Annotated in this window: 25 protein-coding genes; 12 read left to right on the forward strand and 13 right to left on the reverse strand. The window is 70.8% G+C overall.

From position 1 onward, the window contains the following. Positions 1–80 precede the first annotated feature (80 nt). The 7 genes from ACFQVD_RS21405 to ACFQVD_RS21435 all read right to left on the reverse strand — a co-directional run bounded on the left by ACFQVD_RS21405 (position 81) and on the right by ACFQVD_RS21435 (position 11,071). Positions 81–1,469, reverse strand: a complete 1,389-nt coding sequence (locus ACFQVD_RS21405; protein ID WP_343983052.1) for a hypothetical protein — start codon at positions 1,467–1,469, stop codon at positions 81–83. 177 nt (positions 1,470–1,646) lie between these two features. Next, on the reverse strand, positions 1,647–3,680 hold the full coding sequence (locus tag ACFQVD_RS21410; protein ID WP_386368621.1) for a carbohydrate binding domain-containing protein: 2,034 nt from the start codon (positions 3,678–3,680) through the stop codon (positions 1,647–1,649). Next, positions 3,677–5,344 carry a carbohydrate binding domain-containing protein gene (locus ACFQVD_RS21415; RefSeq protein ID WP_343981428.1) on the reverse strand — a complete coding sequence of 556 codons (1,668 nt, stop codon included), beginning with the start codon at positions 5,342–5,344 and terminating at the stop codon, positions 3,677–3,679. The genes ACFQVD_RS21410 and ACFQVD_RS21415 overlap by 4 nt, the downstream gene beginning before the upstream one ends. Positions 5,345–5,432: 88 nt before the next feature. Then, a complete protein-coding gene (locus ACFQVD_RS21420; RefSeq protein ID WP_343981431.1) occupies positions 5,433–6,992 on the reverse strand; it encodes a cellulose binding domain-containing protein in 1,560 nt (519 codons plus the stop codon). Positions 6,993–7,025: 33 nt separating this feature from the next. After that, a complete protein-coding gene (locus ACFQVD_RS21425; protein ID WP_386271863.1) occupies positions 7,026–9,125 on the reverse strand; it encodes a cellulose binding domain-containing protein in 2,100 nt (699 codons plus the stop codon). A 684-nt stretch (positions 9,126–9,809) separates the two neighbouring features. Continuing rightward, the gene (locus ACFQVD_RS21430) at positions 9,810–10,937 is read right to left on the reverse strand and encodes a YeiH family protein (protein WP_343982427.1); all 1,128 of its coding nucleotides are present in this window, start codon (positions 10,935–10,937) and stop codon (positions 9,810–9,812) included. Continuing rightward, the gene (locus tag ACFQVD_RS21435) at positions 10,937–11,071 is read right to left on the reverse strand and encodes a hypothetical protein (protein WP_343982430.1); all 135 of its coding nucleotides are present in this window, start codon (positions 11,069–11,071) and stop codon (positions 10,937–10,939) included. Before ACFQVD_RS21435 ends, ACFQVD_RS21430 begins: the two co-directional genes overlap by 1 nt. 177 nt (positions 11,072–11,248) lie before the next feature. Here ACFQVD_RS21435 and leuE point away from each other — a divergent pair, with 177 nt between their 5' ends. Next, positions 11,249–11,902: a leucine efflux protein LeuE gene (leuE, locus tag ACFQVD_RS21440; protein ID WP_343982433.1), complete on the forward strand. Its 654-nt coding sequence runs from the start codon at positions 11,249–11,251 to the stop codon at positions 11,900–11,902. Here leuE and ACFQVD_RS21445 read toward each other — a convergent pair. Continuing rightward, positions 11,883–12,230 carry a luciferase domain-containing protein gene (locus ACFQVD_RS21445; protein WP_343982436.1) on the reverse strand — a complete coding sequence of 116 codons (348 nt, stop codon included), beginning with the start codon at positions 12,228–12,230 and terminating at the stop codon, positions 11,883–11,885. The genes leuE and ACFQVD_RS21445 overlap by 20 nt on opposite strands. A 295-nt stretch (positions 12,231–12,525) precedes the next feature. On the opposite strand from ACFQVD_RS21445, the gene ACFQVD_RS21450 reads away from it, so the two are divergent. From ACFQVD_RS21450 to ACFQVD_RS21460, 3 genes are all read left to right on the forward strand, one after another. Then, on the forward strand, positions 12,526–13,170 hold the full coding sequence (locus ACFQVD_RS21450; protein ID WP_343982439.1) for a VC0807 family protein: 645 nt from the start codon (positions 12,526–12,528) through the stop codon (positions 13,168–13,170). A gap of 51 nt (positions 13,171–13,221) precedes the next feature. Then, positions 13,222–13,695 (forward strand): TspO/MBR family protein, encoded by a 474-nt coding sequence (locus tag ACFQVD_RS21455; RefSeq protein ID WP_343982442.1) that lies wholly within the window; start codon positions 13,222–13,224, stop codon positions 13,693–13,695. Between the two features lie 235 nt (positions 13,696–13,930). Continuing rightward, positions 13,931–14,578: a DedA family protein gene (locus tag ACFQVD_RS21460; protein ID WP_343982445.1), complete on the forward strand. Its 648-nt coding sequence runs from the start codon at positions 13,931–13,933 to the stop codon at positions 14,576–14,578. Here the strand turns inward: ACFQVD_RS21460 and ACFQVD_RS21465 are convergent. Then, entirely contained in the window at positions 14,573–14,974 is a 402-nt protein-coding gene (locus tag ACFQVD_RS21465) for a lipocalin-like domain-containing protein (RefSeq protein WP_343982448.1), read from the reverse strand. The genes ACFQVD_RS21460 and ACFQVD_RS21465 overlap by 6 nt on opposite strands. A 210-nt stretch (positions 14,975–15,184) precedes the next feature. On the opposite strand from ACFQVD_RS21465, the gene ACFQVD_RS21470 reads away from it, so the two are divergent. From ACFQVD_RS21470 to ACFQVD_RS21485, 4 genes are all read left to right on the forward strand, one after another. Then, positions 15,185–16,015 carry a DMT family transporter gene (locus ACFQVD_RS21470; RefSeq protein ID WP_343982451.1) on the forward strand — a complete coding sequence of 277 codons (831 nt, stop codon included), beginning with the start codon at positions 15,185–15,187 and terminating at the stop codon, positions 16,013–16,015. After that, positions 16,012–17,262 carry a glycosyltransferase gene (locus ACFQVD_RS21475; protein WP_343982455.1) on the forward strand — a complete coding sequence of 417 codons (1,251 nt, stop codon included), beginning with the start codon at positions 16,012–16,014 and terminating at the stop codon, positions 17,260–17,262. Before ACFQVD_RS21470 ends, ACFQVD_RS21475 begins: the two co-directional genes overlap by 4 nt. A gap of 123 nt (positions 17,263–17,385) precedes the next feature. Beyond that, on the forward strand, positions 17,386–18,111 hold the full coding sequence (locus ACFQVD_RS21480; RefSeq protein WP_343982457.1) for a DUF998 domain-containing protein: 726 nt from the start codon (positions 17,386–17,388) through the stop codon (positions 18,109–18,111). A 122-nt stretch (positions 18,112–18,233) separates the two neighbouring features. Then, complete coding sequence (locus ACFQVD_RS21485; protein WP_343982460.1) at positions 18,234–19,166, forward strand: acyl-ACP desaturase; 933 nt, start codon at positions 18,234–18,236, stop codon at positions 19,164–19,166. A gap of 230 nt (positions 19,167–19,396) precedes the next feature. On the opposite strand, the gene ACFQVD_RS21490 is transcribed toward ACFQVD_RS21485, so the two are convergent. Together ACFQVD_RS21490 and ACFQVD_RS21495 are read right to left on the reverse strand one after the other, a co-directional pair. After that, on the reverse strand, positions 19,397–20,632 hold the full coding sequence (locus ACFQVD_RS21490; RefSeq protein WP_386271870.1) for an MFS transporter: 1,236 nt from the start codon (positions 20,630–20,632) through the stop codon (positions 19,397–19,399). A 220-nt stretch (positions 20,633–20,852) separates the two neighbouring features. Then, entirely contained in the window at positions 20,853–21,698 is an 846-nt protein-coding gene (locus ACFQVD_RS21495; protein WP_343982465.1) for a helix-turn-helix transcriptional regulator, read from the reverse strand. A gap of 133 nt (positions 21,699–21,831) precedes the next feature. On the opposite strand from ACFQVD_RS21495, the gene ACFQVD_RS21500 reads away from it, so the two are divergent. From ACFQVD_RS21500 to ACFQVD_RS21515, 4 genes are all read left to right on the forward strand, one after another. After that, positions 21,832–22,098 (forward strand): Atu4866 domain-containing protein, encoded by a 267-nt coding sequence (locus ACFQVD_RS21500; protein WP_343982468.1) that lies wholly within the window; start codon positions 21,832–21,834, stop codon positions 22,096–22,098. After that, complete coding sequence (locus tag ACFQVD_RS21505) at positions 22,095–22,829, forward strand: SDR family oxidoreductase (protein WP_343982471.1); 735 nt, start codon at positions 22,095–22,097, stop codon at positions 22,827–22,829. Before ACFQVD_RS21500 ends, ACFQVD_RS21505 begins: the two co-directional genes overlap by 4 nt. 147 nt (positions 22,830–22,976) lie before the next feature. Next, positions 22,977–25,709: a helix-turn-helix transcriptional regulator gene (locus ACFQVD_RS21510; RefSeq protein ID WP_386271873.1), complete on the forward strand. Its 2,733-nt coding sequence runs from the start codon at positions 22,977–22,979 to the stop codon at positions 25,707–25,709. Between the two features lie 12 nt (positions 25,710–25,721). Beyond that, the gene (locus ACFQVD_RS21515; RefSeq protein WP_343965535.1) at positions 25,722–26,063 is read left to right on the forward strand and encodes a cupin domain-containing protein; all 342 of its coding nucleotides are present in this window, start codon (positions 25,722–25,724) and stop codon (positions 26,061–26,063) included. On the opposite strand, the gene ACFQVD_RS21520 is transcribed toward ACFQVD_RS21515, so the two are convergent. After that, positions 26,053–26,388, reverse strand: a complete 336-nt coding sequence (locus ACFQVD_RS21520; protein ID WP_343965533.1) for a DUF1330 domain-containing protein — start codon at positions 26,386–26,388, stop codon at positions 26,053–26,055. The two genes, ACFQVD_RS21515 and ACFQVD_RS21520, sit on opposite strands and share 11 nt — an antisense overlap. A 62-nt stretch (positions 26,389–26,450) precedes the next feature. Next, positions 26,451–26,819 (reverse strand): nuclear transport factor 2 family protein, encoded by a 369-nt coding sequence (locus ACFQVD_RS21525; RefSeq protein WP_343965530.1) that lies wholly within the window; start codon positions 26,817–26,819, stop codon positions 26,451–26,453. Positions 26,820–26,851: the final 32 nt, after the last annotated feature.

Here is a 26,851-nt window from a genome sequence, read left to right on the forward strand (position 1 = left end):
GCCGAGGCGATCGGGAGCACCAGTGCCTCCTCCGTGACGGGCCGAAAGCAGGTGGCGACGCCCGTCACGGCGGTGGCAGGTCAGGCGGAGGCCGGGACGGACCGCAGGGGCGGCGGTTCCTCGGGAGCGTCAGGCGCTTTGAAGACGCGGCGCGCCCATGGCATCGCGAGCGCCAGGATCGGCAGGAGCACGATGGAGCCCTGGGACCAGAAGACATGGAGGCTCCGCCAGGTGGCGGAGTCGAACTGGGTCATGTAGAGGTAGCCGTACGCGGCCCAGAAGGACACGCCGATGATGGCCGGCCAGGCGAAACGGGCCGGGCGGGCGACCAGGAACGGCATGAACCACAGGAGGTACTGCGCGCCGAGCCGGGGAGTGGCGACCATGAAGGCGATCAGCAGCGCCGTGGTGAGATCGACCGGGTCTGCGCGGCGCCACAGGAAGGCGGTCACCAGCAGGGTGACGTAGACCAGACGGGTGCCGAAGGTGGCGATCGCCTGGTTCAGATCGTTGACGCCGTTCATGAGGATGGCGCTGTAACCCCACTGGCCGACGATCGGGCGGACGTCCTGGATCACTCGGATGACCTCGGGGATCTGGCTCAGCGAGGTGCCGGCGAAGATCGGCAGGGTGACCAGGAAGAAGACCGGCGCGATGCCGGTGGCCACGAACGCCACGACGCGGGCGCGGACGGTGGGCAGCAGCAGGAGCATGCCGGGGATGAGCCAGATCGGCCAGCTCTTGGCGCAGAGCGCCAGGCCCATCAGCAGCCCCGCGAACAGGGCGCGGCGCAGGGACTGCCGGTCACCGGGGCGAGGGGTGAGCGCTGTGCGCAGGACCGTGCCCGAGGAGCCCGCGGCGTGCCGCACGGCACCGAAGAGGCCTCGGGAGGCGACGTTGTCCCGAACCAGCGCGACCACGTCGGTCGTCATACCTGGCCGGTCGGGGTCGCCGGGCCCCCGGGCGACGACGAAGGCGGCGACGCCGAAGACCAGGGCGACCGGCTCGACCTGGCCGTGTACGGAGGCGACCAGGATGGCCAGCGGGTTGCACGCGTACTGGAAGGCGCGCAACGACGCCTTGGAGCCCCCGGCGAGCTTGCCGACCAGCGGGATCAGCGCGATGTCGGCGACCACGGTGACCAGACGCCCGCCGATCTCCCAGGGGATGCCCAGCCATAGCAGGAAGCCGTAGACGTAGGGGATGGTCGGCAGGAAGTGCCAGCCGCCGTTGCTCCCCAGGACGGGATCCTCACGGTTCAGGACCGCCTCGCCCGCGGGTTTGAAGCTGTTGACGAAGTCGACCGGCTGCCAGGTGTCCATCGCCGAGGTGGTCATGATGAGCACCCTGAAGACGATTCCGACCGCCAGCACGGCCGCCAGCGAAGGCCGCCAGCCCTTCCACTGTGCGACCACGGCGAGCACGACACCTGTGACGAGGACGAACCCCGTGAGAATTGCGTAGTCCATGACGGCCTCTAGCCTGCCGGACCCCACCGCCGACCGGCCACCCGGTCTCTAAAACGAGACCACTCTGCCAGTCTTCGCCACCCGTGGAGTGCGCGCGGTCACGATGAGTGACGGCGGCGAACCGCGACGAGGGAACCTCGCCGCCGGAAGTCCGTCTCTCCCGGCGGCGAGGAGTTCTCAGCCCAGCGCGTCGAGATAGGCCCGGTGGCTCCGGGAGAACTCGAAGGCGTTGTATTTGTCCCAGTTGATGGACCAGGTCATCAGGCCGCGGAGGTTCGGGTAGACCCCCCTGGGCCGGTACGGACCGCAGTTGGTCCCCTTCGCCAGGCAGTCGAAGGCCTTCTGGACCTCCGCCACCGTGGTGAAGCCGTTGCCCGCGTACGCGGCGGCGGGCAGGCCGATGGCGACCTGCTCCTGGCGTAGCGCGGGGAAGACGTTGGCCGGGTTGCCGGCGATCGGGAAGCCCGCGAGCAACATGTCGGTCATGGCGACGTGGAAGTCGTGGGTGCCCATGGTGTGGTACTGGTTGTCCAGCCCGGTGATCGGCCCGGAGTTGTAGTCCTGGACGTGCAGCAGGGTCAGGTCGTCGCGCATCGCGTGGATGACCGGGAGGTAGGAGGCGGCCCGCCGGTCGGCGGAGCCGTTCGGTCCCGGGCCGTAGAACTGGTAGCCCAGCTGGACGAAGAACGTCTCGGGGGCCATGGTCAGTACGAACCGGGCTCCGTACCTGGCCTTGAGGGTCTTCAGCGCGGAGATCAGGTTGACGATGACCGGGGTGGTGGGTGCGGACAGGTTGGTGTCGCCGCTGTCGAGGTAGAGGGAGTGGCCTTCGAAGTCGATGTCCAGCCCGTCCAGGCCGTACTTGTCGATGATGGCGCTCACCGACTGGACGAACTTGTCCCGCGCGGCCGTGGTGCTCAGCTGGACCTGGCCGTTCTGGCCGCCGATCGAGATCAGCACCTTCTTGCCGAGTGCCTGCTTGGCCCGGATTCCGGCGATGAACTCCGCCTCGGACTCGACGTTGGGGCACTCGGCGACCGGGCACTGGGTGAAGCGGATGTCCCCCGAGGTCACCGAGGTGGGCTCGCCGAAGGACAGGTTGATGACGTTCCACTCATTGGGGACGTCGGCCATCCGGATGTAGCCGGAGCCGTTGGCGAAGGAGGCGTGCAGGTAGCCGACCAGCACCCGCTTGGGCAGGCCGCCGGGGGGTGGCGTGTTGGTGACGGTCGCGGAGACCGCGCCGGACTTCGCCGACTCCCCCGAGGCGTTGGTCGCGCTCACCTGGTAGCTGTGGGTACCCGCCCCGGGAGCCTCGGAGAAGGCGGTCCCGGTGGCGGTGCCGACCTTGGTGCCGTTGCGATAGACGTTGTAACCGGTCGCCCCCGAAGAGGCACTCCAGCTCAGCGAGACGCCGGCGCCGCTGACGGTGGCGGCCAGCCCCGACGGTACGGGCGGGGGCGGCGGCTGGTCGTTGCCGACCGTCACGGAGACCGCGCCGGACTTCGCCGACTCCCCCGAGGCGTTGGTCGCGCTCACCTGGTAGCTGTGGGTACCCGCCCCGGGAGCCTCGGAGAAGGCGGTCCCGGTGGCGGTGCCGACCTTGGTGCCGTTGCGATAGACGTTGTAACCGGTCGCCCCCGAAGAGGCACTCCAGCTCAGCGACGCGGTGGTGACGTTGCCGGTGCCGGTGAGCCCGGTGGGCGTGGCGGGGGGCTGCCCCTGGCCCGGCTGACCGTCCAGGACGAAGTCGTCGGCCTGGTAGGTGCCCTGGCCGTACCAGCCGTTGACGTAGATCGTCACCGAGGTGGTGGCGGCGCCGGTGGTGAACGAGGTGGACAGCTGGGCGTAGGAGGACGGCGAGGACACCCAGGTGCTGGGGTCGGTCCCGCCGGTGCCGGTCGCGCCGAGGAAGACGTAGCCGCCCCTGACCCAGGCCGACAGGGTGTAGGCCGAGGACGGCCTGACGCTGACCGTCTGCTGGCAGCGGGCGGTGTCGTTGCCGGCCGGCGTGGCCTGCAGCGCCTTCGTGCCACCGTGCACCGGTGAGGACACCGCCGCGGCCCCCGAGGAGGCCGTGCAGGTCCAGCCGGTCAGCCCGTTCTCGAATCCGGGGTTGGCCGCGATGTTCGCGGCGTGGGCGGGCGACGCGGCGAGCATCGTCCCGCCCAGTGCCAGTACGGCGATCGCCGCGAGTTTCCTGAACCTCATCCGGTGAACCCCTTGAAGATGTTGGTGAACTCCCAGGCCGACTGGGAGATGCCGCTGCAGGTCGGTGAGACCTGGCCGCTCGGGCAACCGCCGTTGTCGCGGGCGCTGGACCAGAAGCCGACGAAGCCGACGTGGTTGGCGTTGGCCCAGGTGAGCAGCTTGCGGGCGTCGGCCTGGGTGGTGGTCATCCCGGTGTCGTTCTTGCCGATCATCGGGGTGAGGCCCAGCAGCTTCTTGAGCTGGGCGTCGGTCTTGGCGGGCCAGACGGTTCTCATCTGGGCGAGGGTCGCCTGTGCGGCGGTGACCATCGCGTCGCCCCAGTTGCCGGTGTAGCCGAAGTTCATCAGCATGGGGTTCACGATCACGTTGAGGCCCTTGGCCGCGGCGTCTTGAAGGATCGACAGTGAGAACGGGTCGACGCCGTAGTCCTGGCCCTGGATGCGCAGCGTGTAGCTGATCACGGTGCCGCGTTCGGCCTGGAGCTGCTTGAGCGCGGTGTTGACCTTGGCCGCGTCGATCGAGGCCTCGACGTCGACGTCGAGGTGGTTGGTGCCGACCGTGTCGAGCACCTTCTTGTAGGCGGCGACCAGCGCGGCGGAGGTGCCGCAGACGTGCTCCAGGTACGGTCCCATCGCGCCGCCGGTCGCCACGATGACCTGGCCGCCCTGGGCCTGGAGCGCCCTGACGTCGTTGACGATCCGGGAGTCGTTGATCGGGATGGTGCCGCCCCAGGCCGGGTTGCATCCGCTGCTGTCGCCGAGGGCGAAGGCGAGGGTGTAGTTCTTCACCCCGGTCGCCGCCGCCGCGTTCACCAGGGAGGGCGTGGGCATGGTGATGTCGATGTAGGGGGCGTAGCGGATCTCGCCGGCCGGTGGGCCGGTGTCGCGGCCGGTCTGGCCGCTCACCGAGGAGGTGTAGGCCGAGCAGTTGCCCGCGCCGTCGCAGGCCCGCACGCGGAAGCCGTAGACGGTGTCGGGGCTCAGCCCGGTCGCGGTGTAGCCGGTGCCGGAACCCGCGTCGGCGGGTGCGCCGCCGTCGCGGGAGACCTCGTAGCGGGCCACGGTGCCGGAGTCGTCGGTGGAGGCCGACCAGCCCAGGGTCAGTGAGTTCGCGGTCGGGCCGCCCACGGTGAGGTTCCCCGGCACGGTCGGCGGGGTGGTGTCGTTGGGCGTGCCGGTTCCCGGCGGGCCGTCGAGGACGATGTCGTCGGCCTGGTAGACGCCCTGGCCGTACCAGCCGCTGACGTAGATCGTCACCGAGGTGGTCGAGGCGCCCGTGGTGAAGGTGCGCGTGAGCTGGGTGTATGCCGACGGGGAGGAGGCCCAGGTGCTGGTGTCGGTCGTTCCGGTGCCGCTCACCCCCAGGAAGACGTAGCCGCCGCGCACCCAGGCCGACAGCGAGTAGGACGAGGACGGTTTGACGCTGACGGTCTGCTGGCAGCGGGCCTGATCCGAGCCCTGGGGGGTGGCCTGCAGGGCCTTGGTCCCGCCGTGCACGGGAGAGGAGACGGCCGTCGCGCCCGAGGAGGCCGTGCAGGTCCAGCCGGTCAGCCCGTTCTCGAAGCCCGGGTTCGTGGCGATGTTGGCCGCGTGGGCCGGTGTCGTGGCGAGCATCGTCCCGCCGAGCGCCAGCACGGCGGCCGCGGCGAGTTTCCTGAGGTGCATCCGATTACCCCGCAAGGATTTCTAGGAGGGTGTCGTGGGGGTACGGCCCGCGCCCCGGGCGGGGTGCGGGCCGTACGGATCGCTCGGTTCAGAAGCCGGCGGTGACGCGGGTGAAGTCCCAGTCGCTCTGGGCGATGCCGCTGCAGTTGGAGACCACACCGCCGCCGGGGCAGGGACGGTCGCGGTTGACCGCCCAGTAGGCGAAGCGGGTCAGACCCTTGGACTTGGCCCAGTCGCGGATCTGGGTCCAGGCCGCCACCGTGGTCAGCTCCTGCTGGTCGGACAGGCCGTTCATGCCGGAGATGCCCATCCGGGCGTACGCCTGCGCGTCGGTCCAGCCGTTGGCCGCCTTCAGCGCGTTCTTCAGGCCCTCGGAGGCGTTGACGGTGTCGGTGTAGATGTTGGAGGCGCCGAAGTCGAACGGCATGATCGTGTAGTTGTCGATCGGCACGGCCAGCGCCTTGGCCTGGTTGATCAGGCGGATGCCGTGGGAGTTCGGGCCGGTGACGGTGGTGCCGAAGGTGACGACGACCTTGACGTTGGGGTTGTTCTGCTTGACGATCTTCAGGCCGTTGAGGATGCGGTCCTGGACCGTGTAGTTCTCGAACTCGTCGGTGTTCTCGATGTCGAAGTCGACGACCGCCGGGCCGACGGCGTTGATGACCTGCTGCACCGCTCCGGCGAAGGCGGCCGGGGTGGAGCAGTTCGGGCCGAGCTTGTTGCCCTGCCAGCCGCCGAAGGAGATCTGGACGCTGCCGCCCGCGGCCTTGATCTGGTTGATCGCGGTCTGGTCGGCGCCGCCGGTCAGCGGCCGGTTACCGTCCCAGGCGGGGGTGCAGCCGCCGCTGGACAGGATGAACGCCATGGTGAAGGACTTCACGCCGGTGGCGCTCATGACCGTCGCGGGGTTCGGCGGGTTGCCCCAGCCCATGTAGAGGTACGGGGCTCCGGGCATCTTGCCGACCGGGTCGGGGTTGGTGCAGCCGGTGGTGGTGGCGCTCACCGCGCCGCTGGCGGCCGACTCGCCCTGGGCGTTGTAGGCCTTGACGGTGTAGGTGTGCGAGGTGCAGGTGCCGAGCGAGCCGATGGTGGCGCTGGTCCCGGTGACCTGGGCGCGCTGGGTGCCGCCCTCGTAGACGCGGTAGCCGGTGACGGTGCCGCTGGAGGCGCCCCAGGACAGCGAGATCGAGGAGTTGGTGGTGCCGGTGACCGACGGCGTGCCGGGCGTGCCCGGGGTGCCGGGGGTGCTGCCGCCGCCGCAGGCCGCGCCGTTGAGCGTGCAGTTGGACGGAGTGATGCCGCCGGGGCTGCCGTTGAAGCCGAAGCTCGCGGTCGCGCCGGGCGCCAGGGTGCCGTTCCAGCCGACGTTGGTGAAGGTGAAACGCTGCCCGCTCCGGCTCAGCGACGCGTCCCAGAAGGCACCGATGTTGGCACCGGAGGGCAGGTCGAAGGCGACCGACCAGCCGTTGATCGTGGTGGTACCGCCGTTGGTGATCGTGTACTTGCCCTCGAAGCCGGTGCCCCAGTCGGAGACCTTGGTGAAGACGGCGGTGGGGGATGCCGCGAAGGCCGGGGTCGCGACCGTTGACAGGCCGAGTGACATGCCGAGCGCGGCCAGAACCGCGGTCAGCGTTCGTCGAATTCTCATGCTTCTTCCTCGGTTGGGGGGATGTTCGGGGGCTTAGGGCAGGGTCGCGAGGTGCGGCTTGACGGTCCTGGAGAAGTTCCAGCCGTTACTGGCGTCCCAGTTGATGGACCAGGTCATCGCGCCACGGATCCCGGGGTAGGCGCGCGGCGGCACGAAGCCGCCGCAGCCGGTCCTGGTGGCCAGGCAGGTCAGGGCCTGGTTGACCAGTGCGGGGGCGACGATCCCGCCGCCCGCCGCGCCCGGTCCCGCGGGCAGGCCGAGCGCCACCTGGTCGGGGCGGAGGCCGTTCTCCAACTGGATGCAGGCCAGCGCGGTCATGAAGTTGACGGTGCCCTGCGAGTAGGCGGCCATCTGGTCGCAGCCGAGCATGGAGCCGGAGTTGTAGTACTGGGTGTGGACGACGGTGAGGATGTCCTTGATGTCCAGCGCCAGCTTGAAGTACTCGGCGCCGGTGGACTGCATGTCGATGGTCTGCGGCGCCATCGTGATGATCAGGTTCGCGCCGGCCTTGGCCCGCAGCGCACGGAGCGCCTGGCCCATGTAGGTGGCGTTGAGGCCGTTCTCCAGGTCGATGTCGACGCCGTCGAAGCCGTAGTTCTGCATCAGGGCGTAGACGGTGTCGGCGAACTTGGTCGCGGCGGCGGCGCTCGCCACCTGTACCCGACCGGCCTCGCCGCCGACCGAGAGGATGACCTTCTTGCCGCGGGAGTGGAGGGTCTGCACGTCGGTCTTGAACTGGGCGTCGGTGTAGCCGCCGAGGGAGGCCGACAGGCCCGGGTCCACACCGAAGACGACCTCGCCCGGGGTGGCGGTGGCCTCGCCGAAGGAGACCGCGACCAGGTCGTACTCGTTGGGCACCGCCGACAGCCGCAGCTCGACCGCCGCGTTGTCGAAGTTGTGCCAGTACCCGGTGAGGAAGTGCTTGGGCAGCGGGCCCGTGGTGCAGCCGGTGGTGGTGGCACTGGCCGGGTCGCTCTTCGGCCCCTCACCCGCCGAGTTGTACGCCGCCACCGTGTAGGTGTGCGCCTCGCACACCCCCAACCCCGACACCGTCGCACTCGTCCCGGTCACCGTCGCCCTGACCGACGCCCCCTCGTACACCCGGTAACCGGTCACCGAACCCGACGACGCACCCCACGACAACGCCACACTGTTCGCCCCGCCCGTCGCCGACACCGCACCCGGCTTACCGGGGACACCCGTGGTGCAGCCGGTGGTGGTGGCACTGGCCGGGTCGCTCTTCGGCCCCTCACCCGCCGAGTTGTACGCCGCCACCGTGTAGGTGTGCGCCTCGCACACCCCCAACCCCGACACCGTCGCACTCGTCCCGGTCACCGTCGCCCTGACCGACGCCCCCTCGTACACCCGGTAACCGGTCACCGAACCCGACGACGCACCCCACGACAACGCCACACTGTTCGCCCCGCCCGTCGCCGACACCGCACCCGGCTTACCGGGGACACCCGTGGTGCAGCCGGTGGTGGTGGCACTGGCCGGGTCGCTCTTCGGCCCCTCACCCGCCGAGTTGTACGCCGCCACCGTGTAGGTGTGCGCCTCGCACACCCCCAACCCCGACACCGTCGCACTCGTCCCGGTCACCGTCGCCCTGACCGACGCCCCCTCGTACACCCGGTAACCGGTCACCGAACCCGACGACGCACCCCACGACAACGCCACACTGTTCGCCCCGCCCGTCGCCGACACCGCACCCGGCTTACCGGGGACGGTGGTACCGGTGTCGCCGCCGCAGGCCGCGCCGTTGAGCGTGCAGTTGGACGGAGTGATGCCGCCGGGGCTGCCGTTGAAGCCGAAGCTCGCGGTCGCACCGGGCGCCAGGGTGCCGTTCCAACCGACGTTGGTGAAGGTGAAACGCTGCCCGCTCCGGCTCAGCGACGCGTCCCAGAAGGCACCGATGTTGGCACCGGAGGGCAGGTCGAAGGCGACCGACCAGCCGTTGATCGTGGTGGTACCGCCGTTGGTGATCGTGTACTTGCCCTCGAAGCCGGTGCCCCAGTCGGAGACCTTGGTGAAGACGGCGGTGGGGGATGCGGCCTGGGCGGGTAGTGCGACCGTCATCGCCAGGACGAGGGCCGCCAGGGCGACGAGAGAACGAGCGATGGCGCGTAATTTCACGTTAACCTCATGCGTTCTGTGGGGGGTGTGACCGTACGGCCCGCGCCACGCGGGGAGGTGCGCGGGCGCGAACGTGGACGCGAGCCGTACGGCGAGGTGGGCGCGGTCCCGCCGTGGCGAGACCGTTCCGTTGATCAGCGCGGGACGCCGGGGACCGCCGGGCTCATCGAGTCACGGGCGCCGCCACCGTCGCACGCTCCGGGCGTCGCCGATCGGCGGGTGAGAGTGCGGCGACGGCGGCGCCGGAAGCGGCCGGGACGGGGGCGCCGGGCATGGCCGGGGCGAGGGCGCCGGGCGCGGACAGGGCGCGGCGAGGGTTTGCAACCGCTGTCAGGACGAGGAGGGGAAAGGTGCGCCGCATGATCGCTCCCATGGACGTGGAACCTGGGGGGTGAGGCGTCCGGACGGTCGGACCTTCGGTTGCGGCGGCTCACGCCGCCGGGTTTTCGCAGCTCATGATCTGGTCACAGGGGGCGCACGAGCCAAGGGCACCCCCATTCGGCACTTCTTTTAGGAAAGTTTCCTAAGAGTTGTCGTGATCGTAGCCTTGACAGAGTCCTGCCACAAGGCCCAAAAACGTCAATCGCCGCACCGCCGGACAGGAACGTTCCAAAGCCCGGTTCCCCGGCACGGCTTCGGCGTCCGGCACGGCGAACCGCACCGGACGCGCGCCTCACCCGAACCTCAGGTGACGTCGAAACCGCTGAAGAGCAGCAGGGCCAGCCCTAGGGCGACGACCACGTTGACCGCGGTCGCGGCGGCGAAGAGCCCCACCGGGCGCCAGCCGGCCTCCCTGAGCGAGGCCACCCGGAACTCCAGGCCGATGCTGACGAAGGCCAGGATCAGGAACCAGACCCGCAGGTCGTTGACCACCCCGATGGTCGCCTTGCCCGCCGCGGCGGTCACCGTGGACAGCCACCAGGTGGCGATCACCGAGGCCGCGACGAAGCCGAGCACGAACTTCGGGAAACGCCGCCAGAACTCTCCCGGCCCCGGGCGCTCCGCGTCGGCACGGCGCTCGATCCGGAAGGCGAAGTAGGCGGTCAGCGCGATGGTCACCACACCGATCAGCGCGTTCTGGGTGACCTTCACGATGCTCGCCACCGCGAGCGCGTCATCTCCGACGATCGCGCCGGCGGCGGTCACCGCGGCGGTGGTGTCGATGTTGCCGCCGATCCACGCCCCCGCCACCTCCGGGCTGAGCCCGAAGACCCCGGCCAGCCAGGGCAGGACGAAGATGGACGGCAGGGCGAAGGCGATCACCAGGCTGGCGCTGTAGGCGAGCTGTTCGCGCCTGGCCTGGACGGCGCCCGCCGCCGCGATGGCCGCGCTCACCCCGCAGATCGACACCGCGGCCGACAGCAGCGCGCGGAGCCTGTCGTCCAGGCCGAGCCTGCCGCCGAGCCACCAGGTGAACAGGAAAACCGCGGTGATCAGCACGATCGCCTGGATGATCGCGGGACCGGCGGCCGTGACGATCACCTTGAGGTTGATCGAGGCGCCCAACAGGACGAGACCGGTCTTGATGAAGAACTCGGTGCGGAAACCTCCGGCGAGGCGGTCGCGCAGCCCGGTCGCGGTCAGGACCGCGTTTCCCGCCAGTCCCAGGATGATCGCGTACACCGGATACTCGACGGCGGCGCCGATGTCCCCGAGCGCGGTGCCCTCAAGCAGGTCCGGCACGTTCTTGTCCAGGTAGCGGGTGGCCGCGGCCAGCAGCAGGACGACCAGGACGCCGAGCAGCGCCCACCCCCCGCCACTCCCGGAGACGGCCGCGCCGATCTCCACCTTCTCTCGCCTCCCGGCGCTCATCAGGGCACCAGCCCGACGGGGATGACGCCGAGGAGCACCAGCGCCAGGAGCACCAGCCCGACGACCGTCGCCGCCCAGTCCTCGTTGATCGCCGTCCGGCCGTCGTCCGCGGTTGGGGGATCTGTCTCGCTCATCTCACGACCTCACTCGTTGTTTCGCGGTACACCCCCCGAGCTATTTCATGTTAATTCGATAGGAATTAAAGGTAAACCGGGCGACCTAACTTGCCGACCATCGGACCCACCGGCCGGCAGGCACATCTCCGGCGGTACGGTAGCGAGGCATCCCATACCGCCCCCTGGAGCACCACCATGTTCTTTGGCATCACCGACATCTGGACCTACGTGGTCGGCGCCTTCTTCATCATCCTGCTGCCCGGCCCGAACTCGCTGTACGTGCTGAGCACCGCCGCCCAGCGCGGGGTACGCCAGGGGTATCGAGGGGTGATGGGGGTCTTCCTCGGCGACACCGTCCTGATGGTGCTCGCCGCGGCGGGGGTCGCGTCACTGCTGAAGTCGACGCCGATCCTGTTCAACGTCGTCAAGTACGCCGGGGCGGCCTACCTGGCCTGGATCGGGTTCCAGATGCTGCGGGGGGCCTGGCGCTCACGGCGCTCCCCCGAGGCCGCGCGGGCGGCGGCCCCCGAACCGGAGCGGACCGCGGAGAGCCCCTTCCGCAAGGCCCTGGTGATCAGCCTGATGAACCCGAAGGCGATCCTGTTCTTCATCTCGTTCTTCATCCAGTTCGTGGACCCCGCCTACGGCACCCCCGCGCTGTCGTTCCTGATCCTGGGCGCGATCTGCCAGGTGTTCAGCGTGCTCTACCTGTCGGCGCTGATCTTCGGTGGCACGTTCCTGGTCGGCCGGTTCCGGGCTCGCCGCGGCATGTCGACGGCGCTGCGGACGGGCGTGGGCGCGCTCTTCATCGGCTTCGGCGTGCGGCTGGCTACCGCGACCCTTGGTTGACCTTGATCGCGACGCTGACCAGCGAGAGGAACAACTCGGCGTCGGCCCGTCCCTCGATGGTCATGGCCACCCACCCGGCGTCCGCGCCCGGAGTGACCCGCCGGCAGTCGGTGAGCACCCGGGCCCACCGATCGATCACGTCGGTGGTGAGGAGCAGTTCCGCGGTGTGATCGCCGGACATTCTGACGATCTCCCGGCCGCCGGAGCGAAATCCCAGCCCCCGGCGGGTGCGTTTCAGCGCCAGGTCGGGCCAGCCGATGAGCTGGGCCGCCACATTCGCGACGCCCTCGGTGGAACGGCGGGACGCGCGCGTGCTCAGCACTGCCATGTCTCCCATGGTCGCGGACCGGACCCAATCGGGAAAGCTTCCGTTTCTCAACCGTTACCGGGCAAGTGATCGTCTTCATTAATCGTAATAATTCACACTTCCCTCGCACCCGATTGAGATGGTAATGAGCGGTTTTCACGAGAAGGTGGACCTCGGTCAGATACGGTGAGTGGCCGGTGAACAGCCGGAGACGGCGATCTCCGCGATCGCCCTCGACATGGTCGGCATGTGTACGTCGTGCCGGGGTAGGCGCGAACGTCCAAGCGCCCACCATCGCACCAGCCCGTGGAGCGTCATGAGCCATCAGCCCATCGTCCTCCCCCGCCTCGCCGCTCTGGCCAGACAGGCGGCGCCGAGACTGCTTGAGGGCGTCGTCGCCCCCCTCGCCGTCTTCTACGCCGCGCTGGCCGTCCTCGGCCTGCGGGGCGCGCTGGTCGCCGCGGTCACCTGGGTGTACGCGGGGGTGGGGTGGCGGCTGGTCCGGCGGATTCCGGTGCCCGGGACGATGATCCTCGCCGTCATCGCGATCACCGTCCGGGCGCTGCTGGGGTTCTGGACCGGGAGCGCGGTGCTCTACTTCCTCCAGCCCGAGCTGGGGACGATCTGCATCAGCATGGTCTTCCTCGCCTCGGTCCGGCTCAACCGCCCGCTGGTGCAGCGGCTGACCCTCGACTACATCCACCTGCCGTCGGCGGTGCTGAGACACGAGCGGGTCCGCCGGTTCTTCGCCCGCATCACCCTGCTGTGGGCCTTCGTGCTGCTGGCCAACTCCGCGGTGAGCATCTGGCTGCTGCTGCACGAGTCGATCGGCACCTACCTGCTGGTCCGTACCTCGACCGTGGCCGTGATCAGCGGCCTGGCCGTGGCCTTCTCGCTGTACGCCTTCCGCCGGGTGCTACGCCGCCTGCACTACGACCCCCTCACCGCCCCGCCCGCCTGACGGGGCGGCCTCCGCGCGATGAACGCGCGAAAAGAGGGCAGGGAGGTTCGCATGGCCATGGATCGGATACCAAAACGTTGGGCCGGGCTTCCGGTGTTCGTCGTCGCGCTCGTGCTGGTGGCGGTGGTGGGGTCACTGGCGGCCGTCAACGCCGGCGGCGAGTACCTGTCACTGGAGCGCCCGCCGTGGGCGCCGCCGCAGTGGCTGTTCGGCCCGGCCTGGACGGTGCTGTACATCATGATCGCCCTGTCCGGCTGGCTCGCCTGGTCGGCGCGCGGCCTGACCCCGGCGCTCGGTGTCTACGCGGTCCAGCTGATCCTCAACGCGGCCTGGACACCGCTGTTCTTCGGCGCCGGGCAGTACGGCCTGGCGTTCGCGGAGATCGTCGTCCTCTGGCTGGCCATCGTGCTCAACATCGTGCTGTTCTGGCGGATCAGCCGCCCCGCCGCCTGGCTCCTGGTCCCCTACCTGCTCTGGGTGACCTACGCGTCCTCGCTGAATCTCGCCATCTGGCAGCTCAACTGAGCGTTCCCGCTCCGTGCGCGGGCCTCCGTGTCGCTCCCCGACGAAAGTCGGAGGTGGTCGGGGCCGTTCGGGGGATGTGGCGGGCCGTGCCCGGTTCCTAGGGTCGGCGGGACGGATCTCATGGTGATCTCAGGGGCATGACCGGAGACCTCGGGGGTTCTCCCGGATGTCCGGAGATCACCGGGGGTGTCAGCGTTCCGTACGAGACATCCCCGCCCCCTGACTGGAGCCCGGTGTGACACAGGCAATCCTTGACACCCTGCACGACGTGATGGCGTCTCCCTGGATCTATCCGGCGCTGTTCGCGCTGGCGTTACTCGACGGGTTCTTCCCCGTGGTGCCGGCCGAGACGTCCGTCATCACCGCCGGGGTGTTCGCCGCCGCCATCGGCGCGCCCGACCTGCCGCTGATCGTCGCGGCGGCCGCGCTGGGCGCGTTCGCGGGTGACCACGTCTCGTACGCCATCGGGCGCGGCGCCAACAACCGGCTGCGTAACGGCAGGCGCAGCCGCAGGACGTTCGCCTGGGCGGAGCGGGCACTGGCGGAACGGGGCGGGCTGATCCTCGTGGTGGCCCGCTACATCCCGGGCGGCCGTACCGCCTGCACCCTCACCATGGGCGCGGTCGCCTACCCCCGGCGCTCGTTCGCCCTCTTCGACGCGGTGGCCGCGCTCTCCTGGGCGCTCTACTCGGGACTGATCGGCTACGTGGGCGGCGCGGCCTTCGAGAACGACCCGGTCAAGGGCCTGCTGCTCGGTCTCGGGATCGCCGTGACGATCACCGCCGCGGTCGAGGTCGTCCGCTACCTGCGCCGGCCTCGGGTCCCGGCGGAGCCGCAGGCGAGCCTGGTCACCTCCGGCGACCGACGCCGTCGGCATTCATGATCGCTTCCAGATCAGAGTGTGCCACCGGCCGTCCTCCTCCGCCGCCAGCACCAGACGGTCGCCGTCGGCGTTCAGCTCGCGGATCTGGACGGTGCCGACGAAGGCCGGGTTGAGCGACAGCTCGACGTCGTGGGCGACGTACCCGTCGCGGATCTCGTAGCGGCCCGCGTAGGCGAAGAACGAGGTGAACGCCTCGGCCAGCACCTCCGGGGGCGCCTTCCGCGGGCTGACACCGGGTAGCGGGGATCGCCCGGCGCGCGCGATGGTCGCACTCATGTGGCCGTCGGGGGTGTAGCAGAGCAGCCCTACCGCGTCGGCGCCGAAGGGGTGCGAAACCCTTCCTCCGGCACTGACGATCCGCCACTCGACCAGGCGCCAGGCGCCCACGAGATCCATGCCCGCGAAACTATGACAAGAGAAGCCAGCTAGTCAACAGCCCCGATGCGAATCCCGGGGAATTCCCCGAGAAGTCAGGGTTAATCCCGATGGCTCCGGCACCTCCGGCCACGGGACGCTTCCACTGTTCATCGCGAGACCCCCACCGGACGCCTTCCCGAGGCGATCCGGTCATCTCGCCATGGCTTCATCTGGTTGGGAGGAGTGCGCATGACCGTGCTGGCGGCAGGCCTGGCGTTGCTGGGCTCCCTGTTCTTCGCACTCGGCGCCGCGCTGCAGCAGTTCGAGGCGTCGAGCACCTCCCACGCCGTCCTGAGACACCTTGTCCGCCGCCCCAGGTGGCTGCTCGGTGGCCTGGCCATCGCGGCGGGCACGGCCCTGCACGTCGTCGCGCTGAAGTACGGCCCGCTCACCGTGGTACAGCCGATGGGCGTGGCCAGCCTGCTGTTCGCCCTGCCCTGCGCCGCCGCGCTGCGACGTCGCAGGCCGCGGCCGGGCGAACTGGCCGCCGCCGCGGTGATCTCGATCGGGTTGATCGGCCTGGTGCTGGTCGTGCCCGACCAGGGCGGCGACCCGCACCTCGGCACCGGGGAGGCGGTGGCCCTGCTCGCGGGGGCGGCCGCCGCCTCCCTGGCGCTGTGGGCCGCCGCCAGGCAGGCCTCCCCCGCCGCGAGAGCCTGCCTGCTCGCCATGGGCGCGGGCGTGCTGTACGGCGCGACCGCCACGCTCACCCGGGTCCTGGTCGACGGGGGCGGGGAGTTCTGGTTCCTGCTCGCCGTCCCGATGCCCGCTCTGATCGCACTGGCCCTGCTCCAGCGCGCCTACGCCGTCGGCCACTTCGGCGTCGCCTTCGCCGCCCTCCAGGTGTCCGACCCCCTCACCGCCGTCGTCTTCGGCGCCCTCCTGCTCGGTGAACCACTGCCGACCGGCGTGGCGGCGGTGCTCACCGCACTGGCGGCGGCGGCGCTCACCGCCGCCGGAACCGTCTCACTGGCCCGCACCACCCCGATGTCCCCATCGCACGACGTGACAGCGCGATGAACAGCACGATGAACGGAGTCCTGATGGCCATGCCGTCCGCCACCGCCCTGCCGATCCCCGCGCGGGTCCCCGCCGTCCTTCCCACCCGGCCTCGCCGGGTGCTGATCGCCACCGACACCTACCCGCCGGACGTGAACGGCGCCGCCTACTTCACGCACCGGCTGGCCCGGGGCCTGGCCGAGCGGGACAACGAGGTCCACGTGGTGTGCGCCTCGGCCTTGGGCCCGGCCGGGACCGAGCGGGTGGAGGGGGTGACCGTGCACCGGCTGCGCTCGGCACCGGTGCTGGTCCACCCGACCATGCGCGTCTCGGTGCCGACCCGGCTGGACCGGCTCATCGACGAGATCTCCCCCGACGTGGTCCACACCCAGGGGCACTTCGTCGTCGGCCGCGCGGCGATCTCCGCCTCCCGGCGTGCCGGCATCCCCGTCGTGGCGACCAACCACTTCATGCCGGACAACCTCTTCCAGTTCGCGCACATCCCCGAACGGCTCCGCACCAGGGCGGGCGCGCTGGCCTGGAAGGACTTCAACCGGGTCTTCTCCCGGGCGGACCGGGTCACCACACCCACCAGAATCGCGGCGGGACTGCTCACCGCGAAGGGCTTCGGCCCGCCGGTGGAGCCCGTCTCCTGCGGCATCGACCTGGCGAGGTTCCAGCCGCGTGCCGAGCCGAAGGCGTGGGCGCGCGGGGCCTTCGGCCTGCCCGACCGGGACACCATCCTGTTCGTCGGCCGGCTGGACGAGGAGAAGCGGCTGGACGAGCTCATCCGTGCCCTGCCGCACGTGCTCAACAACGCCGACGCGCAGATCGCGCTGGTCGGCACCGGCGGGCAACGGGCCGCACTGGCCCGGCTGGCCGACCGGATCGGAGTCGGCGACCGGGTGACCTTCCTCGGTTTCGTGCCGGACGAGGCGCTGCCCCAGGCATACGCCGCCGCCGACGTCTTCGCCATGCCGGGCGTCGCGGAGCTGCAGAGCATCGCCACGCTGGAGGCCATGGCCACCGGCCTGCCGGTCGTCGCCGCCGACGCGATGGCCCTGCCGCACCTGGTACGGCCCGGCGAGAACGGTGGCCTGTTCTCACCGGGCGATGTCCGGGAACTGGCGCGGCACCTGAGTACCCTGCTCGCCTCACCGGGACTGCGTGCCTCGATGGGCACCGCGAGCCGCGCCATCGCGCTGACCCACGACCACCAGGCCTCCCTGGCCAGGTTCGAGGCGATCTACCGGGAGGTGGCGCGGTGATCTACCAGGACATGGCGCGGTGAACTCCGGGGCGAAACACCGGAGGCGATGCAATGAACCCCGAGACGATTCACCGGGAGGCGGGGCGATGGACTCCACAGCGTTTTACCGAAAGGCCGCACGATGAACAAGGACCTGCCGTCCCGGCTGCCGGGTGTGGCCGGGCCGCTGCTCGCCCTGGCCGCGATGGGCTACGCGCACCTGGCCTCGGCGGACGCGGTGAGCCCGTTGAACGGCCTGGTCAGCGAGTACGCGCTGCGCGTTGACAGTGCCTGGGCGATGACCGGCGGCACGATCGCCCTGGCCATGGGCTGCCTCTGGGTCGCGTACCTGCTGGCCAGGGTGGACCCGGTGCGCGGCGCCGCGGCGCGCGCGCTGTTCGTCGCCTCGGCACTGGGACTCCTGCTCACCGCCACGTTCCCCACCGACGCGGCGCCCGGTGTCACCTCGATCGGCGGGGAGATCCACCGCTGGTCGGCGGCCGTCGTCTTCACCGCGCTGCCCTGCGCGGGGTGGATGCTCGGCCGCCGGTCCGGGAGCCGGGCACTGGCGGGGGCCGCTGTCGCCTCCGTGGTGCTGCTGGCCTGGTTCCTGGCCGCCCACCCGGGCTCGCTGGTCTCGGATCTGATCGGCGGCCCCGACCACTACGGCCTGGCGCAGCGTCTGCTGCTGCTCTCCGAGATGACGCTGGTCCTCCTCGCCGCCCTGCGATCAGGCCACCTGGACGGCGACGACGCGACCGACCGCCTCGGCCACCGGCGGCCCGGGAGCGACCGGGGTGTGACGGTCCCCATCCAGCCCGGCCCGAACGACGCCCGGCGCCCTCACCAGCCGATAGGTCGCCTCTGACGACGAGGCCGCCCCCTCCGCTCGCTTACCGGCGAGTGAATGAGGCGTGTCGCACGTACCCGACAGGGTATTACCTACGCTAACGTAGGTTACGGTTGCGTAGTCTTTGAGGGAGAGGCCTGATGCGAAAGTTCAGTGAGACCGAGCTGCTGCTCGAACTTGAGCCCGTCGTCGCGGGAGAGCTGGACCGGCACCACAAGATGGCCAAGGAGTGGTTCCCGCACGAGTATGTGCCCTGGTCGGAAGGCCGGAACTACGACGGTCTCTTCGAGGGGGACGCCTGGGACGAGTCCGACACCAAGATCCCCGAAGAGGCCCGGATCTCCCTCATCGTCAACCTGCTGACCGAGGACAACCTCCCCAGCTACCACCACGAGATCGCCACGACCCTGGGCCGCGACGCGGCGTGGGGCACCTGGGTGCACCGCTGGACCGCCGAGGAGGGCCGCCACGGCACCGCCATCCGCGACTACCTGACGGTCACCCGCGCGGTCGACCCGGTCGCGCTGGAGCGTGCCCGGATGGTGCACATGGGCGAGGGCTTCACCAACTCCTACGAGGGCGTGCTCGCCTCGGTCGCCTACGTCTCCTTCCAGGAGCTGGCCACCCGCATCTCGCACCGCAACACCGGCAAGGCCTCCCTGGACCCGAACTGCGAGCGCCTGCTCGCCAGGATCGCCGCCGACGAGAACCTGCACATGCTCTTCTACCGGAACCTGCTCAACGCGGCCTTCCAGCTCGCCCCCGACCAGACCATGCGCGCGGTGACCGACGTCGTCACCACCTTCCAGATGCCCGGTACCGGCATCGAGGGCTTCACCCGCAAGGCCATGACCATCGCCAACGCCGGGATCTACGACCTGCGCCTGCACATGGACGACGTGCTGCAGCCGGTCCTGCGCCAGTGGGACGTGTTCAACCTGAAGGACCTCGGCCCCGAGGGCGAGAAGGCCCGCGAGGAGCTCGCCGAGTTCCTCGACCGTCTGGAGACCACCGCCTCCCGCTTCGTCGAGCGCCGCGAGGCCCGCCGCGCCCGCCAGGCCGCGAACGCCTGAAGCCCCCCGCACCCGAAGGACCGCGGAACGCGGTCCCTCTTCCTTGCCACGCTCCGCCTCGGAGTGAGGTGAACAGCTCGAACGTGCCGCCCACGGCTGATCGAACGATCATCACGTGTCCGATCAGCCGCATGATCCGTGTCCCTCTGGACGTGTTCTTCCTGGCGCGAGGACAGGTGGGATCACCGTCCGTCCCGAGTTCTCGCAGCAGGCGGAGAACCGGGGGTGTCTCAGGCGGCCGGGGCCAGTTCGCGGGGCTGGGAGTGTTGGACGGCGGGCCTCAGGGTCCGGAGGAAGATCAGAACCAGCGCGGCCGCCAGGCCGGTTGTGATCGGCGGGACCAGGAAGGCCAGGGCCTCGCCGAAGCGGTCCACGAGCTGACCGGCCACGGCGGCGCCGGTCGCGATGCCCAGGCCGATCGCGCCGGTGAGCCAGGTGAACGCCTCGGTCCTGACCTCGCTGGGCACCAGGGTCTCGACCAGCGTGTAGCCGGTGATCACCGCGGGGGCGATGACGAACCCGGCCAGGGCCGCCCCGCCGTACAGCATGGGGATGGACGTGGCGAACATCAGGACGGCGGTGGCGGCGGAGAGCAGTCCGACGCCCGCCACGAGACGGATCGGGGCACCCGCCCGCCAGCGGACGACGCCGTAGAGGATGCCGCCGACGAAGCTGGCCCCCGAGAAGGTCGCGTAGATCGACCCCGCCGTCCCTGCCTGGCCGAGTGCGGCGGTGTAGGAGGTGATGCCGACCTGGAGGCTGCCGAAGACGGTGCCGATGGCGACGAAGGCACCCGCGAGCACGGCCACCCCCCGCAGCCGGAACACCCCGCGCTGGGCACGGACCCGGACCGGCATCGGCTCGGGAGCCCCCTTGCCGACCAGGGCGAACAGCAGCGTCCCGATCACGATCATGATCAGTGCCAGTAGAAGTGCCCAGACCGGTGAAAACCCGGTCGAGATGGCCACCAGTAGCACCGGGGCGAGGGTGAAGGTCAGCTCGTCGGTGATGGACTCCAGGGCGAAGGCCACATCGAGCCTGCCCGAGCCGCCGAGCAGGTGCGCCCAGCGGGCCCGGACCATCGAGCCGATCTGCGGCACCGTGGCACCGGCCAGTGCCGCGACGACCACCAGCGCCGGGGCCGGGGCATGGGCGGAGGCCAGCACGAGCAGCGTGCCCAGCGCGGCGGCGTGCAGACCGACCTGCGGGAACAGCACCTTCGCCTGACCGTGCCTGTCGGCCAGCCGCCCGGACTGCGGACCGGCCAGCGCCGCCGCCACCGCGGCGGCGGCAGCGGCGACACCCGCCACACCGTACGAGCCGGTGGACCACTGCACGAGCAGCAGGACGCCGAGCTGGAGCATCGCGTACGGCAGGCGCGCGGCGAACGCGGGGACGAGGAACCGCCAGGCTCCGGGCGTACTGAGCACGGCGAAGTACGACTTCAACAGATCTCCGTCCAACATCCAGACGGAGACTCCGCCCGGCTCGGGAGCCCACCGGGGGTGGTGGGCTTCGACCGGGGTGATACCGCTGTCGCGGCCGCCGAGCGGTCATTGCATGCGCCCCTGTGGAACGCAACAGCCATCTACCTTATGCCACGAACCGCCCTTCTCCCGCTCGGCCGAGCACCACGAGCCCTCGCCGCCCCCTCCAGGCCGTCGCTTCAGAGGAGGTCACGGGCACTCAATCGGCCGAACGGTCCAGGGGCTGTCGTCGGGTGGCGCCTATGCTGCCGAGCAGGGTGAGTGCCTGGGCACTGGGGCTGCCGGGTTCGGCATGGTAGATGATCAGTTGCTGGCCGGGCGCGTCGCGTACGTCGAAGGCCTGATAGGTAAGGACCAGGGGGCCGACGTCCGGGTGCATGAGGTGTTTCGCGTCCCGGGTCTTGCCCCGCACGTCGTGGGCGCTCCACAGGGCCGCGAACTCGCCGCTCTGCTCGGTCAGGATCCGTACGAGCTCGCGGAGCCGGGGATGCCCGGGGTCGAAGCCGGCCGCCTGCCGCAGGTTGGCCACGGTGGCCTGGGCGGCCCAGTTCCAGCGAGTGTAGAAGTGCCGCCCGGCGGGGTCGAGGAAGGTCATCCGGGCCAGGTTGTCGGCGGGCTCGAAGGGCGAGAACAGGGCCTCGGCCAGCGCGTTGGCGGCGAGGATGTCCAGGGTGCGGTTGACGACGAACGCGGGAGTGTTCGGGTAGCCGTCCATCAGCTGGCGCAGTGCGGGACCGACCGTGTCCCGGATCTGGTCTGGCCGCTCGTTCGGCGCGGCGCCCGCCAGCCGGTACAGGTGCGCGCGGGCGTCGGCGTCCAGATGCAGGGCACGGCTGAGGGCGTCGAGCACCTGGGGTGAGGGATGGCGTTCGCGCCCCTGTTCCAGGCGGGTGTAGTAGTCGGCGTTCATACCGGCCAGAACGGCGACCTCCTCGCGCCGCAGTCCGGCGACCCTGCGGACCCCGTAGGTCGCCATGCCGACGTCCTCAGGCCGCAGGCCCGAACGGCGTGCCCGCAGAAAGTCTCCCAGCTCGTTGTCAGCCATACTCCCAGGTTAGACAGGCGGACGGCGGCCTGCCCGGGTGTGTCACCCCCAGGCAGTGAGCGTCCTGGTTGGCGGCCCGCGACCCGCCCAGACTCGGTGGCGAAGGGCAGATCGCGACGCGAGGGAGAGAACCATGACGAGGAGCACCGATGACGGGAAGGTGGACGTGGTCGGCATGTGGGTGACCGCGGACGGCCACATCCGCCAGGAACTGCGAGCGGACGGCCGGTACGACGAGGCACGCGGCGACCGGCGCAGCGCGTACACGGGCCGGTACACGGTGACCGGCGGTCATCTGGACTACGTCGACGACACCGGATTCACCGCCACGGGCGACATCCGCGACGGTGTGCTCTACCACGAGCACCTCGTGCTGTACCGGGAGAAGGAGCAGGTATGAGGGCATCGGCCAAGGTCGTCGCGGTCACCGGGGCGAGCAGCGGGATCGGCGAGGCGACGGCGCTCCGCCTGGCCGCCGACGGCCATCACGTCCTCCTCGGCGCGCGGCGTACGGACCGGCTGGAACAGTTGACGGCAAGGATCATCGCCGACGGTGGCAGCGCCTCGTTCCGGCGGCTGGACGTCACCGATGCCGCTGACGTGCGGGCCTTCGTGGCCACCGCGCGGGAGCGGTACGGGCGACTGGACGTGGTGGTCGACAACGCCGGCGTGATGCCGCTGTCACCGCTCGCGGAACTGAAGGTCGACGAGTGGGACCGGATGATCGACGTGAACGTCCGCGGGGTACTCCACGGCATCGCCGCCGCCCTGCCGGTCATGCGAGAGCAGGGCGGCGGGCACTTCGTGAACATCGCCTCGGTCGGCGCCTACGAGGTGTCGCCGACCGCCGCGGTGTACTGCGCCACCAAGTTCGCGGTCCGCGCGATCTCCGAAGGGCTGCGCCAGGAGTCCGCGGGCGACATCCGGGTGAGCGTCGTCTCCCCCGGCGTCACCGAGTCCGAGCTGGCCGACTCCATCTCGGACCCGGTGGCCCGCGAGGCCATGAAGACCTACCGGTCGGTGACCATCCCGGCCGAGGCGATCGCGGACGCCGTCGCCTTCGCGATCAGCCGGCCCGCCGAGGTCGACGTCAACGAGATCGTGATACGCCCGGCCGCCGGCGCCCAGTGACAGCGTCGTGCCGGATGCCGCAGGCCGTCAGCCCCGTGGTCCCACCGGGAGAGCGGTCAAGCGGCTCCCTTGTATGCCGCCGAGGTCGGTCTACGGATTCTTATCTGCAGATATAGGCCATTACCGGGCTAATGCCAGGATGAGGTGATGGACGCGGGGAAGCTGCACGGGAGGAAGTCCGAAGAGGACGCGATCGCCGAACTGCTGGCGGGAGCCCGGGCCGGCACCAGTTCGTCGCTGGTGCTGCGCGGCGAGCCGGGCATCGGCAAGACGGCGTTGCTCGACCACGCCGCCGCGACGGCCGGGGACATGCGGCTGGTCCGCGGTACGGGAGTCGAGTCCGAGGCGGAGCTGCCGTTCTCTGGGCTGCAGTTGTTGCTGCGCCCGGCGCTCGGATCCCTCGCCGCACTGCCCGGCCCGCAGCGCGAGGCCCTGGAGGCGGCGTTCGGGCTCGGGCCCGCGGCCGGCTCCGAGCCGATGCTGGTGGGGCTGGCGGTGCTCTCCCTGCTGGCGGAGCACGCGGGCGAGACGGGACTGCTGTGCCTGGTCGACGACGCGCAGTGGCTCGACCGGGCGTCGCGGAACGCGCTTCTGTTCGCCGCCCGGCGCCTGCGCGCCGAGGGCGTGGTCATGATCTTCGCCGCCCGGGACGGCGAGGGATCCTTCCCTGCCCCCGGCCTTCCGGAGTCGCGCCTCTCCGGGCTGGCCCCGGAGGCGGCCGCGGCCCTGCTCGACCGGCATCCGCTCACACCCGCCGTGCGCTACCGCCTGCTCGCCGAGGCCGGCGGCAACCCGCTGGCTCTGCTGGAGTTGCCGGTCGCCCTGGCCGCCGAGGGCGGCAGCGCGTTCTCGCCGGGGGCGCTCCCCCTCACCGGCCGCCTGCGACTGGCCTTCCACGGTCAGGTCAGCCGGATGCCGGAAGCCTGCCAGAGCCTGCTCCTGGTGGCGGCGGCCGACGAGACCGGAGAACTCGCCGTGATCCTGCGTGCCGCCGCCGCCCTGGGGGCGGCCGTCGAGGACCTGTCCCCCGCCGAGCGGGCCGGCCTGGTGCTCCGCGGTGACGCCGACGACACCACGATCCGCTTCCGCCATCCTCTGATCCGCGCCGCCGTCTACCAGCGGGCGCCGCTCGGGCAACGCCTCGCCGCCCATCGCGCGCTCGCCGCGGCCCTCGGCTCGCCCGAACACGCCGACCGCCGGGCCTGGCATCTGGCGTCCGCCGCCACCGGAGCCGACGAGGAGGCCGCCGCCGCGCTGGAACGCACCGCCGCCCGTGCCCGCGAACGCAGCGGCCACGAGGCGGCCGCGGCGGCGTACGAACGGGCGGCCCGCCTGAGCGCCGAGCCCGCCGCCAGGGCCCACCGCGAGGCCCTGGCGGCGGAGGCGGCGCTGGAGGCGGGGGATCTGGAGCGTGCCAGAGCCCTCGGGGGCCGCGCGGCCCGGCGGCTGGACGAGGCCCCGACGGTGAACGCGCGGATCGCCCAGGTGCGGGCGCTCGCCGACTTCTGGCAGGGCTCCTACCCCTCCGCCCACCGGTTGCTGCTCGACGGCGCCGGGCTCGTCCACGACACCGATCCGGGCCAGGCCGCCGGGTTGCTGATCCAGGCCGTTCACACCTCCTGGTACCTGGGGGAGCGGCAGCTCGCGGCGACGCTGGACCGGCTGGCCGCGCTGCCGTTGGACGACGCGGATCCACTCGCGCCGGCGGGGTCCTACCTCGCCCATCTCGACCGGGGCCGTTCCGAGCGGCCGCCGCCGCTGGGCGACACCCTCGCGGCGATGCGGCGGCGGGGCGGGGCCCCCGACCAGGCGTTGATGATCCTCTGCGGAGCGGCGCTCGCGTTGGGCCAGGACGCCGACGCCTACGAGCTGGCGGTCGCGCTCGCCGCCGAACACCGCGCCCGGGGCGGCGCCGGGCGGCTGCCGACGGCGCTGTTCTTCATGGTCGAGGGCGAGGTCTTCACCGGACGGCACCTGGACGCGCTCGCCACGGCGACCGAGGCGCTGGGGCTCGCCCGCGACACCGGTCAGCGGCAGTGGGTCAGCCAGTTCAGCAGCGTGCTCGCCTACCTTGACGCGGCCAGAGGGGAGGAGGCAGCCTGCCGGCGCAACGTCGAGGAGGGGCTGGCGGGGGCCACCACCGGGGGCATCTCCCCCGGCGCGCCGTGGGCGCACTGGTCACTCGGGCTGCTGGACCTCGGCCTCGGCCGCGCCGAGGCCGCGCTCGCCCGCTTCGAGCGCCTGACCCACGAGCCGATGCGCCATCACATCTGCGCCACCCGTTCCACGCCCGACCTGGTGGAGTCGGCCGTACGGGTGGGGGCGCCGGAACGCGCCGCCGAGCCCCTGGCGCGCTTCGAACGGTGGGCCGAGTCGGTCCGGCAGCCGTGGGCCGACGCGCTCGTGCTGCGCTGCCGTGGGCTGCTCGCCGCCGACGACCAGGCCGAGGCCTTCTACACGGCGGCCCTCGAACTGCACGACCAGGACGGCCGCGCGCTGGAGTACGCCAGGACCGCGCTGCTCTACGGCGAGTGGCTGCGCAGGGCTCGGCGGAAGGCCGAGGCGCGCGGGCCGTTGAACGAGGCCCTGGAGGTCTTCGACCGGCTCGGCATGCGGCCGTGGGCCGAACGCACCCGCGGCGAGCTCACCGCGGCCGGCGCCCAGGGCCCCCGGCCCGCCGAAGGCGTGGCGGCCGGCCTCACCCCACAGGAACTGCAGATCGCCCGGCTCGCCGCGCAGGGCCTGTCCAACCGCGACATCGCGGCGCAGCTCTTCCTCAGCCACCGGACGGTCGGCTACCACCTCTACAAGACCTATCCCAAGCTCGGCGTCGCATCCCGGAGCGAGCTCAAGGATTTCGCCGATCGGCTGGGGCTGTGAGATCCTGCCTCGATGAGTACTCCGGAACAGGTGCTACCCGGGCAGATGCTCACCGTGGACGTCGACGAGGTCCCGCCGATCGAGCTGGGTCCCGGTGTCCACGTACGGGCGCTCCCGGGCCTGCCGGGGATCAGGACATGGGTGATCGACATCGCCCCGGGTATGGAATGGCCGAGTCCGGATGTCCACGAGACCTACGGCGAGGTGTACTTCGTCGTGAGCGGCGAGGTCATCGAGGGGGACCACATCCACGGCCCGGGCACCTACGTCGCCTTCGGCCCGGAGACGAGCCACCGTCCCCGTACGGAGACCGGCGTGCGGGCCTTCGGCTTCAACTACGACGTCACCGCCTGAGCTCGGCGGCCTTCGCGGACGCGTCATGGCCGGGCCCGACGCCTTCGACGATGATCACCTCGCCCTCCAGATGGTCTGCTCGCAGCGGCAGGATCGCCTGGTAGGCGGCCGACTCGTACCAGTCCCGGGCGTTCTGCCCCGACGGGAACTCAAGCATGATGACGCTTCCGGGCCACCGGCCCTCACGGACGTCCACCGCTCCTCCGTGGACGACGAAGCGGCCGGAGAACGGTTCCATCGTCGGCTGGATCCTTTCCATGTACTCCAGCACCTCCGGATGGAGCTCCTCCGGGTCACGAAGATGCGCGATCACATAGGCGGTCATGGTTTCCCCTCTGTTCCGTGGACGGCCGGGGCGGACCGGCCCGGCGGCCCGCCCCGAGGTGTTCAGGCTCCGGCCGGCACCTTGTCGAGAAAGCCGAGCACCTGGCTGATCCGCCCGTCGTCACCGATCACCGCGACGTCGAAGCCGATGACGATCGGCTCGGCGCCCTCGGGTCCCAGGTGCCAGGTGAACCGCGCGATGTCGTGGTGGGCGTCCACGGCGCCGCCGAGGCTGAAGACCAGCCCGCCGAACTGACCCTGGACCGCCGCGATGGTGGCGTCGAGCCCGTCCCTGCCCCGAACGGAGACCAGCGGGTCGGTGTACACCGCGTCCTCGGCGAAGACCTCCGCCAGAACGGCCTGCCGCGCGGCGGCGTCGGTCTCGTTCCACGCGGCGAGGTAGCGCTGGACCAGCTCGTTCATGTCGCTCATGTCTCTCTCCTCAGTGCTCGTGCTCTCTTGTG

Origin of the sequence: Streptosporangium amethystogenes subsp. fukuiense (assembly GCF_042665875.1) — a bacterium.
Taxonomy (GTDB): Bacteria; Actinomycetota; Actinomycetes; order Streptosporangiales; family Streptosporangiaceae; genus Streptosporangium; species Streptosporangium fukuiense.